This is a genomic window from Peptoanaerobacter stomatis (assembly GCF_000238095.2).
Classification (GTDB): domain Bacteria; phylum Bacillota; class Clostridia; order Peptostreptococcales; family Filifactoraceae; genus Peptoanaerobacter; species Peptoanaerobacter stomatis_A.
In genome coordinates, this window is sequence record NZ_JH815227.1 from 68,516 (window position 1) to 79,816 (window position 11,301).

6 protein-coding genes and 15 tRNA genes are annotated in these 11,301 nt (G+C 29.6%); 3 read left to right on the forward strand and 18 right to left on the reverse strand.

Annotation, left to right across the window (positions count from 1 at the left end; all coding sequences use genetic code 11):
• Positions 1–50: 50 nt before the first annotated feature.
• Both HMPREF9630_RS09930 and HMPREF9630_RS09935 read right to left on the reverse strand, forming a co-directional pair.
• Positions 51–896, reverse strand: a complete 846-nt coding sequence (locus HMPREF9630_RS09930) for a copper amine oxidase N-terminal domain-containing protein (protein WP_009528323.1) — start codon at positions 894–896, stop codon at positions 51–53.
• 303 nt (positions 897–1,199) lie between these two features.
• Positions 1,200–4,718, reverse strand: a complete 3,519-nt coding sequence (locus HMPREF9630_RS09935) for an SbcC/MukB-like Walker B domain-containing protein (protein ID WP_009528332.1) — start codon at positions 4,716–4,718, stop codon at positions 1,200–1,202.
• 414 nt (positions 4,719–5,132) lie between these two features.
• Here HMPREF9630_RS09935 and HMPREF9630_RS09940 point away from each other — a divergent pair, with 414 nt between their 5' ends.
• From HMPREF9630_RS09940 to hisS, 3 genes are read left to right on the forward strand one after another with little or no spacing between them, the layout of a single operon-like run.
• Complete coding sequence (locus HMPREF9630_RS09940; protein WP_009528324.1) at positions 5,133–5,762, forward strand: MBL fold metallo-hydrolase; 630 nt, start codon at positions 5,133–5,135, stop codon at positions 5,760–5,762.
• 2 nt (positions 5,763–5,764) lie between these two features.
• Complete coding sequence (hemZ, locus tag HMPREF9630_RS09945) at positions 5,765–7,183, forward strand: coproporphyrinogen dehydrogenase HemZ (protein WP_009528333.1); 1,419 nt, start codon at positions 5,765–5,767, stop codon at positions 7,181–7,183.
• Positions 7,183–8,466: a histidine--tRNA ligase gene (gene hisS / locus HMPREF9630_RS09950; protein WP_009528325.1), complete on the forward strand. Its 1,284-nt coding sequence runs from the start codon at positions 7,183–7,185 to the stop codon at positions 8,464–8,466. Before hemZ ends, hisS begins: the two co-directional genes overlap by 1 nt.
• Positions 8,467–8,798: 332 nt before the next feature.
• On the opposite strand, the gene HMPREF9630_RS09955 is transcribed toward hisS, so the two are convergent.
• The 16 genes from HMPREF9630_RS09955 to HMPREF9630_RS10030 form a co-directional block, all read right to left on the reverse strand.
• The gene (locus HMPREF9630_RS09955; RefSeq protein WP_009528326.1) at positions 8,799–9,026 is read right to left on the reverse strand and encodes an acyl carrier protein; all 228 of its coding nucleotides are present in this window, start codon (positions 9,024–9,026) and stop codon (positions 8,799–8,801) included.
• A 510-nt stretch (positions 9,027–9,536) separates the two neighbouring features.
• A tRNA-Arg gene (locus HMPREF9630_RS09960) sits at positions 9,537–9,613 on the reverse strand.
• Between the two features lie 129 nt (positions 9,614–9,742).
• Positions 9,743–9,816: transfer RNA gene (locus tag HMPREF9630_RS09965), tRNA-Cys, on the reverse strand.
• A 4-nt stretch (positions 9,817–9,820) separates the two neighbouring features.
• Positions 9,821–9,898 (reverse strand) — tRNA-His (locus HMPREF9630_RS09970).
• Between the two features lie 120 nt (positions 9,899–10,018).
• Positions 10,019–10,095 (reverse strand) — tRNA-Ile (locus HMPREF9630_RS09975).
• Positions 10,096–10,104: 9 nt separating this feature from the next.
• Positions 10,105–10,180, reverse strand: a tRNA-Phe gene (locus tag HMPREF9630_RS09980).
• A 13-nt stretch (positions 10,181–10,193) separates the two neighbouring features.
• Positions 10,194–10,282, reverse strand: a tRNA-Ser gene (locus tag HMPREF9630_RS09985).
• An 18-nt stretch (positions 10,283–10,300) separates the two neighbouring features.
• Positions 10,301–10,376, reverse strand: a tRNA-Lys gene (locus tag HMPREF9630_RS09990).
• Between the two features lie 43 nt (positions 10,377–10,419).
• Positions 10,420–10,495 (reverse strand) — tRNA-Lys (locus tag HMPREF9630_RS09995).
• Positions 10,496–10,562: 67 nt separating this feature from the next.
• Positions 10,563–10,637: transfer RNA gene (locus tag HMPREF9630_RS10000), tRNA-Gln, on the reverse strand.
• Positions 10,638–10,641: 4 nt separating this feature from the next.
• A tRNA-Gly gene (locus HMPREF9630_RS10005) sits at positions 10,642–10,716 on the reverse strand.
• 106 nt (positions 10,717–10,822) lie between these two features.
• Positions 10,823–10,905 (reverse strand) — tRNA-Leu (locus tag HMPREF9630_RS10010).
• A gap of 14 nt (positions 10,906–10,919) precedes the next feature.
• Positions 10,920–10,995: transfer RNA gene (locus tag HMPREF9630_RS10015), tRNA-Thr, on the reverse strand.
• Between the two features lie 47 nt (positions 10,996–11,042).
• Positions 11,043–11,119: transfer RNA gene (locus HMPREF9630_RS10020), tRNA-Asp, on the reverse strand.
• 7 nt (positions 11,120–11,126) lie between these two features.
• Positions 11,127–11,202 (reverse strand) — tRNA-Val (locus HMPREF9630_RS10025).
• Positions 11,203–11,206: 4 nt separating this feature from the next.
• A tRNA-Asn gene (locus tag HMPREF9630_RS10030) sits at positions 11,207–11,281 on the reverse strand.
• Between the last annotated feature and the right edge of the window lie 20 nt (positions 11,282–11,301).

Below are 11,301 nucleotides of genomic sequence, written 5' to 3' on the forward strand. Positions count from 1 at the left end.
TTTGTATATTATAATATAATTACATTTTATATTCAAGTACAAATTTTTAATTATTTTACATACTTATTGTATTCATCTTGTGAAATTTTCATCATCACAAATGTGCTTCCTGATGTAGTATTTGTATTATCTTTCATCAGTATTAAATTATTTTTGTTATAAGAAGCATCTTCCCTTGTATAAGTAGAATTAAAATTACTTACTTTTAAAGAAAGTGTAGAATTATTATAAGAATAAGTTCCTTGAACAGAATTTTTAGAATTTATATCTATCAATTCTGCTTTTCCGTTTTCACCTAAATTAAGCACATATTTATTTCTTTTTAAATCTTCTATTGCATAATATCCTGTTATAGGTCCATAATTCATTGGAGTAAGTACAGCATCATTGCTTTGTGTAGGATTTGAAATTTGTGTGTCTTGTGATGGCTGTATCTGAGAAATATTATTAGGTACATTAGGTACAACACCACCTTTTGTTACTGTAGCTATATATCCTACAGGATTCCATTCAACTGTTGCTCCCAAGCTTGAAGATACTGCAGATAATGGTATCATTGTTCTTGAATTTATTATCATAGGCGGAGTGTCCATAGTTATAGTATTTCCGTTGACATCTATATCATAAGAGCCTATTACCAATTTTATGGTAGTTACACCGTCACTTCCCATAACAGTTTGAGTCGGTTCATCCCAAAATATTTGATTTGCACCTAACGCTTCAAACAAAGCTCTAAAAGGCACCATAGTCCTACTGTTTCTTATAACTGCCGGAGTATCTGTTGTAAGTGCGTTTCCGTTTACAATTACAGATACGGTTTCAGGGGCGGCAAATGAGTTTAAAGAAAATATAAATGTTAATATAATTGATAGTGTGAAAATATATAATTTTTTCATTTATAATGTGTCCTTTCATACAAAAATCTTTTTGTAAATCAATAACTTATAAAAAAGAAACTTTAATTTATCTAAATTTGTCTTAAAGCTGCATATTTATGCCACTAGAATCTCCAAATAACTTTTGTTTGTAAAACTGCTATCAAGTTCTATTTATCCACTTTATTCTACAGGTTTTATAGAACAAATTTTATTCAAGCATAAGTCAATACTTGTAATTTATATTTTGAAATATAATATTTAATTATACATCAAAATTTGATTTTAAAATATGAAGTTTTGTATACATTTTTATTACAAAGTTTATCCTACCACTATTTTAGCTGTACTTGAAGCAGAATATTCTGTTTGATTAATTTCCAGTTTTATAGGCACAAATTCTTTTATCTTATCAATGTGGCTTATTATACCTATTGACAGATTGTTTTCGCTCTTTAATTTTTTTAGACAATCAAGTGCAACATCCAACGTTTCATTATCTAATGTACCGAAACCTTCGTCCATAAAGAAAAATTCAAGAGGAGCATTTCCTTTAAGCTGTATTTGTGATGATAGCGCAAGGGCAAGCGACAGTGATACCAAAAATGTTTCTCCGCCTGATAATGTGGCAGGGATTCTCCTTATACCGCCATTTTGAAAATCCGATATTATAAATTCGCCTTCATCATCTATGGAAAGCTCAAATCTTCCGCAGCTTATGTTTATCAATATTTCTGATGCTTTTTTGCAGACATAATTGAGTTGATATTTGGCTAAAAATTGTACAAACGTCTTGCCTTTAAATAATTTTTCTATTTCTGTAATTTCAGCTAAAATCTTATCATTTTCCAATTTTTTTGCAAATGTGTTTTTCTTTTTTTCAAATATAATTTTATCGTTTTTGATTTGATTTTCCAAATATCCATAATTTTTCTTAGACAAGTCAAGCTCTTGTTTTATACTCATATGCTCTTTTTCGTCATATTTTTTATCTTTTTGAAGGATGTTTACTTTTTCTTGCTGTGATGTGTACTGATTGTGTGAAACTTCTCTTGAGGTAGCAGCTTCTCTTAATTGCTTATCATAGTTATCGATACTGTCTTGTTTTTCTTTTAATTTAGGATATTCTTCATTTAATGTAAATATTTCTTCTATACTTGCAAAGTTTTCATTGTTTTTAAAATTTTGAAGCATTAATTTTTTTTCTTCAAAAGATTTTGTTTTTATTTCAAATTCACTATCAATACGTGCTTTTTCAAATTTTAATTTGTCAAGATTTTTTTGAGTGCTTTCCATATCACTTGTTATTTTTTTTGCTGTATTTTCTATATTTGTAATATATTTTTTCTTTTCATCAATAATATCTTCTATATTTTCTAATTTATAAATTGATTTATCTGATATTTTCGTAAGTTCTATATTGAATGCTGAATTATTTTTTTCTTGTATAAACTGTATATCTATTATTTGTTTGTTTATATTTTCTAAATTTTTTGTTGATATTTTTATTTTGTCTTGTATGTTCGAATACAGTTGTTTGTTTTTTTGTAAATTTTGATTTAACTGTTCTATTAATTGCTCTCCTGATAGTATTTGCTTTAATCTTTGTTTAAAATCCGATTTTTCTGTTTGAGTTTGATTGGATAAATTCTTCAATTCTTCGATATTTTGTTTTAAAACTCCGGTTTTTTTTGAAATTTGTTCTTGCTTTTGTTTTATGCTTTCATTTATGTTTTTTAATTCTGTTTCGTTTATGCTTATACTTATTTTTAGCTCTGATAAATTTTGCTGGGTATCCTTTATTATTTTTGATTGTTCTTCTACATTTTGAGTATATTTTTTGTATGCGATTTTGTATTCTTCGCATTTTTTTATCTCTTCATCTATATCTTTATTTTGAAATTTCGTATATTCTTCATCTATTTCAACTTGCAGATTTTTTGACTGATTTTCAGCTTTTTCTATTTCGCTTGTTATTACTGCAATTCGTGAATTAAGACTTGAAATTTGTTCTAAAATATCGTTTAATGCGTCATCTTTATCTATTTCGTCAAACTCCATATCATAGATATCATCTTTGTGGATATGATAAATCCCATGACAAACCGGACATTCTTCGCCATCTTTTAGAGAATTTTTAAGTGTTTTTATGATGTCATTTTTTTTGATTTTTTCTATTTGATGTTTTAAATTTTCTGATTTTTCTATTTTTGTTTGTAAGTCTTTGCTTAATTCTTGTAATCTTTCTTGATTTTCTAAGACTTGCTCGCTATTTTTCAATATTTGCCTGTTGTTTATATCTATCTTGGCTTTTGCAGTCTCTAATAATTTTTGATTGTTTTCATTTTCTTGATATGTTTCTATCGTATATATATTTTCTTCATCTGTTATACTAAATTTTTGCAATTTTTTTTCCAGATTTTCTATTTCAGTTTTTTCTGATGCTATGAGTTTTTGCTTTTCTGATAATATTTCGTTGCTGTTTAATGTCTCCTGCTCTAATGTTTTTAATTCATCATTTATATTATCTATATTTTCAATATGAGTTACAGCTTTTCTTATTTGCTCTTTGTATGATGAGGAAAAAGTGTTTTGATTTATTTGTTGTTCATCTTTTTTTATTAGAATATTTATATTTTCTAATTTATCGTTGTCATTTGTTAAGCTTGTCTGTATTTCAATTTTATTTTTTTGTAGCAGGTTTATTTTTTCTTCTAAAGAAATTTTTTCCTGCTCTAATTTTTTTATATTTTCTTTTACTGTTATAGCTGATTGCAATTCTTGGATGTGTTGTTTTATTTGTGGTAATTCTTGAAGTTTCAAATCTGTCTTATTTTTTTCGTCTAATAATACAGATTTTATTTCTTCTAAGGATTTTAATTGAGAGTTCAATTTGCCTGAAACTTCTTTTATTTGCGGAAGATCTTGTGACAATTCTTTGTAAGTTTTAATAGTGTCTTGAATTTGTGACAACTTGGAGAGATTTTTACATTTTTCTCTCATATCTTCTATTTTACGTCCCCATGATTTTATTTGTAAAAGTTTTTTTTCTGTTTCTTCATATGCAAACTTCAAGCTTTCTAATTGTTTCATTTCATTTTGCAATATTTGCATATCACCTTGTATTTTTTCTAATTTGTCTATTTCTTGCTTTGCATTTTCAAATTCTTTCTCCAATTTTTGTATGCTCTGCTCATCAATATTTTCATACATAGACAATTCTTTGTCGTAGTCTTTTTTTCTGTCGTCATATTTTACTTTGTAATTTTTAATTTTATCGCTGAGTTCATTGCCATATTTTTTAAGAGAGAATAATCTTTCGAGCATATCTTTTCTGTCTTTGTTTTTTTCCTTTAAAAAACTACTGAATTCTCCTTGTGGTAAGACTACTGTCTTAATAAAATCGTCATAATCCAGCCCTATTATATCTACAATTTTTTTATCCACTTCTTTTTTGCTGTCTGCCAAAACTTCTTGTGAATCTTGCAACATTTTTATGAGCTTTGATTTTTTTGATGAATCAGCTTTTGCAAGTATAGTTTCGTCATCTGTCTTACTTTTTGACACACTTCGTTGTATTTCATATGTGCCTGCATTAGAGCCTTTTATTGAAAATACATATCGTATGCTCGCTTTTTTACATTCAGAGTTTACAATATTGTCTGCTCCTCTCGGTATTTTGGCATAAAGGGCATAAATTATTGCATCTAATATGCTTGTCTTTCCGCTTCCTGTTCTGCCGAATATTCCAAAGAGTCTTTGTGATGTGAGCTTTTCAAAATCTATCTCCTGTTTTTTTTCAAAACTGTTAAAGCCTTCTATTTCAAGTAATATAGGTTTCATAAATATCTCCTCAATGCATTTATGCGATTTATATATATCAAGTCAAATTACTTATTATAATAAAATTTATCTTACTATTAAATATTAAATCAGAAATTTTATTTTAGTCAATAAATATATGTGTAAGTTAAAAAATAATGATACAAAAACCTTAATATATGATATAATAACAAAAATCATTTTTTTGGAACAATACAAAAAATAATATATAATGTAAAAATATTATTTTCTTAATTTTTATTAAATAATCACAGTCAAGCAGTATATAATAAAATATAAAAAGTTATAACTTTAATTTAGGATTTAAATAGCGTATCTGACAAGCGAAAGACGAAAGAGCGTACTTATTATGTAGAGTGACAAATAAGAGAGATATAAAAATCTATAAATTAAAATTAAAAACGAGGAGAAAAAATGAACTACTACACAATAGAAACGATGCCTTTTGGCGAAAACTGTTATATATTATATGATGATGTTACAAACGAATGTTCTATAATAGATCCCGGAGGTGATTTTGAAAAGATAATATCATTTATATCAAAGAAAAATTTGATACCGAAATACATAATACTCACTCACGCCCATGCAGATCATATAGGCGTATTGCAAGAATTACTTGATAAATATAAAGATATTACTTTGATAGCATCTATGCCGGAGAAAAAAGTGTTAAAAAATCCTATGTATAATCTTACAACAAGATTTGGAATGAAACACACAAGCTTTGATGCAGACAAATATGTAAATGACCAAGATACTATGAAAATTGGTAATCATGAATTGGAATTTATAATAACACCTGGACACACAATAGGTTCTATGTGCATAAAAGTTGAAAATTTTCTTTTTACAGGAGATACTCTATTTGCAGGCTCAATAGGAAGAACGGATTTACCCTCAGGTTCATATGAAGATATGGAAAAGTCGCTTTCAAAATTGATGAAATTTGACGAAAATCTACTTGTATTGCCAGGCCATGGAGAAAGCTCAACAATAGGATATGAAAAAAGACATAACCCATTTACAAGAGGACTGCAATAGTTATGCTTATAATAAGTGACAACGAAAAATATGATATAGAACTGAAAGAGCTTGCTAATATGCTCTTTGCAAGGAGAAAAAAAATATATCTGAAAAATGAAATAGATGCTGACAATGAAACTGAGATTATATCATTAAAGAAAAAAGATGATGAAATCACAGCCACACTGTCACAAAAGGAGATAGAAATATCTACTTTAAAATCTGACATCAACTTTAAAGAAAAACTTATCTACAAAAAATTGTTATATCTCATAATAAAAAATAATTATACAGACGTAACAGGAAAATGGGGGATATTAACAGGAATACGTCCAGTAAAAATAGTAAATGACCTGAAAAAAGAAAATAAAACAGATATACAAATATATGATATACTTAAAAATAATTATTTGCTGTCTGATTCAAAAATTAAACTCATCAAAGGAATATCAGATGTACAAGAAGAAATAATAGACATACTGTCCGATGATATAAGTATATACATATCAATTCCCTTTTGCCCAAGCAGATGTAACTATTGCTCGTTTTTCAGTATAGATATAAACTCAGGCAAAAAATATATAAAAGACTATCTTAAAAATTTAGAAATAGAAATTAGAGAAACTTTAAAATTACCATATTTTAAAGACAAAAATATAAGCAGTATATATGTAGGTGGAGGAACACCCTCATCATTAGATGAAACTGAGCTGAAAATATTTTTTGACATAATAAACTACAATTTTGACTTAAATAAAATTAAAGAATTTACTTTTGAGGCAGGACGAGTGGATACTCTCACAAGAGAAAAACTGAAAATTCTAAAATCTAATAAAGTCAGTAGAATATCAATAAATCCACAGACTATGAATGATGACACTCTCATAAAAATAGGTAGAAAACACAACGTAGAAGATGTTAAAAATACATACGAAATTGCAAGAGAATTAGGTTTTGACAACATAAATATGGATTTGATATTAGGCTTGGCCGATGAAAATATAAGCGATATGGATAAAAGCGTAGACGAAATTATAAAATTAGATCCCGATAGCATAACCGTTCACTGCTTGGCTATAAAAAGAGCATCGGATATAAACACTAAAAATATAAAAGCTACCAATATCGAAATATCAGACTATATGCAAAAACTTACAGATAAGTTGAATGGTAAAAACTATATGCCATATTATCTTTACAGACAGAAAAATATGCTCGAAAATGGTGAAAATATAGGTTTTTGTAAAGAAAATAAATATAGCCTGTACAATGTTGCAATGATGGACGAATTACAAAGCATAATAGGATTTGGAGTAGGTTCGGCGAGCAAGATACTTAACAAAAATACAAACTTATTAAGGCGTATACCAAATTACAAAGATGTGATATTATATAACAATAATATAAAAGAAATTATAAAAAGAAAGGAAGATATTTGATGAACAGTATACAAAGAGTTACAGGAACACAAGATTTTTTCCCAGAAGACTTGGCAAAAGTGGACTACGTTACACGAATTTTTAAAGAGGTATGCGAAGTTCACGATTATCACCAATACGATACGCCTACATTTGAATACACAAGACTATTCAAGAGAGGTATAGGCGAAACAACAGATATAGTAAACAAAGAGATGTTTACATTCATTCCAAGACAAGACGGAGGCGAAGAAGAAAGCATAACCCTAAAACCAGAAGGTACAGCCTCAATAGTAAGACTATATAATCAATACAGCCTTAACAATAAAAAACCGCCGCTAAAATTATTTTATCACATACCTTGCTTTAGAAATGAGAGAAACCAAAAGGGAAGATTCAAAGAATTTCACCAATTTGGAATCGAGGTATTCGGTTCAGATTCTGCAACAGTAGATGCAGAAGTAATAATATTGGCATACAGATTTTTTGAAAAATTAGGCATCGTAGATAAAATTGAACTTGAAATAAATTCAGTAGGTAGTTTTGAAAGCCGAAAAGCATACAACGAAAAATTAAGAGAATTTTTAAGACCTAATTTTGATAATCTATGCGAAACTTGCAAAGACAGATTTGAAAAAAATCCTATGAGAATAATAGATTGTAAAGAACATAATTGTCAGCAAATAACAAAAAATGCACCACTTATGATAGACAATTTATACGAAGATGAAAAAAAACACTTTGAAAAATTAAAAAAATTATTAGACATAGCAAATGTAAAATATAGAGTAAACCCTTATATAGTTAGAGGATTGGATTACTATACAAAGACAGCATTTGAGTTTATATCAAAAGATATAGGCTCACAGGCGACAGTTTGTGGTGGCGGAAGATATGACGGACTTGTAGCAGAGCTTGGTGGTCCTGATGTAACAGGAATAGGATTTGGTTTAGGTCGTGAAAGACTTATAATGATGCTTGATGAATTAGGTAAAATGCCGACATTTGAGACAAAATATGACTTATATATAGCAACACTTGGAGAAGATGCAGATTTTAAATCATTTGAGATAGTAAACAATCTAAGACAAAAAGGTATAGTTTGTGATAAAGACCATGTAGGCAAATCATTAAAAGCACAGATGAAATACGCAGACGATAAAAATGCGAATTATACACTTATGCTTGGAGATAACGAAATAGCAAGCGGAAAAGCAATGCTAAAAAATATGAAAACATCAGAGCAACAAGAAGTCAATCTATCCACATTTGAAGAAGATTTTATAAAATTAGTAAAAGCATAATATAAAAAATGACATATAATATCAATGTACTTAAGGTAAAGATATTATACAACTTATAAAATCTCTGAACCTCATAAAATGTATTATTTTGAAAAAACATAACTTTTTAAGTATATATCCATACTAAAATTTAATAGAATAATGGATATTTCTATTTTTAAGAATTTATTAACTAAACAAATTAAATATATTTAAAATATAAATTTTATCAATCAAACAAATATTAACTTTTAATTAGTATTTCGTATTAAAAAAAGCCTTTCACATAATTTTGTGTAAAGGCCTTTTTCATTTTGCATAAATTGATATTATAGATTATAGAATCAGTCTTTCTATACCGCATTTTCAATATATTCAACAACATCTTTGATTGTTTTAAAGCTCTCATACGAATCTTCATCTATCTCTATAGAAAATTCTCCTTCTATCTCAGACAATATATCAAAGATTTCAATAGAATCAAGCTCAAGATCATCAACTATGTTTGAATCTAAGTTTATATTATTTTTATCCAAACCAGTATGAGTTGATATTATTTTTCTAATTTTTTCAAAGACCATTATTAATCCTCCTATAATGTCACAAAAATATCTTTAATAAACTTTTCAAAATTACATAAAACACAATCCTTATCCAGCATAGGAAATACACAATTCATAAAAACAAAAAAATTTACTTGTAAGTTTATACTAATATGTAAAAAAAATCAATATCTTTATATATAAAATATTAAAAATAATACATAAAACCTAATTATTTTAATAATTATTATACTAAACAATATTAAAATTTATAAAATAACTAAACTTTATATAATTTTCTTTTTATAAAGATATAAAATTTTGAATCATATAATAACAGCACACTTTTATACTAATGCCTAATTAAAATGATGTATAATATTAAATGTATTTTATTAGGAGTATTTTATCTACGCTGACACTAATAATCCATTAATCAAACACATCTTATAGTAGTAGGTATTATTTTAAATAGATAATAGTGTAACTACTAAATAAATATAATCACAACAAAAAAGAGATGTTGCATTTTAACATCTCTTTACTATTTGGTGTACCCAGAGGGATTCGAACCCCCGATCTTATGGTCCGTAGCCATACGCTCTATCCAGCTGAGCCATGGGTACAGCTATTATTTATATACAAAGATTTATAAAGATTAAACTATAATCACTAAAACAATTTTATCAATTTCATATAAGTAAATTATCCAATAAGTTTCTTTAAAAAATCAATATTGTAAAAAACTATAAAAATGGAGACGACGATCAGATTTGAACTGATGATCAGGGAGTTGCAGTCCCACGCCTTACCACTTGGCTACGTCGTCTCAATGGGGTGGATAGTGGGATTCGAACCCATGACCTCCAGAGCCACAATCTGGCGCTCTAACCAAACTGAGCTATACCCACCACAGTATCTATATTAAATTATATACATTATCTTAAAAAAATACAATATATTTTTAAATTTAATATTATTGTAAAATATAAACTAAATCCTTGAACAGTATCGCTGAAGAATAACAAAAATGGTGGGCCTTCAGGGACTCGAACCCCGGACCTGCCGGTTATGAGCCGGACGCTCTAACCAACTGAGCTAAAGGCCCTCATTAATGTGGTGCCCAGAGACGGAATCGAACCATCGACACGAGGATTTTCAGTCCTCTGCTCTACCGACTGAGCTATCTGGGCATAATATATTATATGGCGGAGGGGGTGGGATTCGAACCCACGGCCCCTTTCGGAGTCACTGATTTTCAAGACCAGCTCCTTAAACCGCTCGGACACCCCTCCAAATAATAAATAAAAAAATGGTGACCCATCCGGGATTCGAACCCGGGACACCTTGATTAAAAGTCAAGTGCTCTGCCGACTGAGCTAATGAGTCAAATAATATATAGTTTTAAATAATAGCACTCAAGCAAATAAAATGGTGACCCATCTGGGGCTCGAACCCAGGACACCTTGATTAAGAGTCAAGTGCTCTACCAACTGAGCTAATGAGTCACAAAAATAATATTTTTACTAAATATATGGTATAAAATTATTAATATAACCTTATCTTAGCATAAAATGGCTGGGGATACAGGGCTCGAACCTGTGAATGCTAGAGTCAAAGTCTAGTGCCTTGCCACTTGGCTAATCCCCAATATTGGAGCGGAAGACGGGATTCGAACCCGCGACCCTCGCCTTGGCAAGGCGATGCTCTACCACTGAGCCACTTCCGCATATCAATAAAACACATTATTCAGTTATAAATTATATATCAAATAAATTCAAAAAACAAGTATTTTTTTATATTTTTTTAAAATTTATTTTATATAAGCCTTGAAATGGTGCGGATAGAGGGAGTCGAACCCCCACGGTTGCCCGCTAGATCCTAAGTCTAGTGCGTCTGCCAATTCCGCCATATCCGCAAATTATATCTAAATGGAGCTGGCGATAGGAATCGAACCTACAACCTGCTGATTACAAGTCAGCTGCTCTGCCAATTGAGCCACGCCAGCATATTGCGTTTAACTATTTTCTCATACTTTTATTTAAAAATATTTCTTGGCGATCCGGATGGGGCTCGAACCCACGACCTCCAGCGTGACAGGCTGGCATTCTAACCAACTGAACTACCGGACCATTTATTTGGTGGACCCAACAGGGCTCGAACCTGTGACCCCCTGCTTGTAAGGCAGATGCTCTCCCAGCTGAGCTATGGATCCCCACTGGCTCCGAAGGTGGGACTCGAACCCACAACCTACCGGTTAACAGCCGGGTGCTCCGCCGTTGAGCTACTTCGGATTACAATTGGCTATGACCTA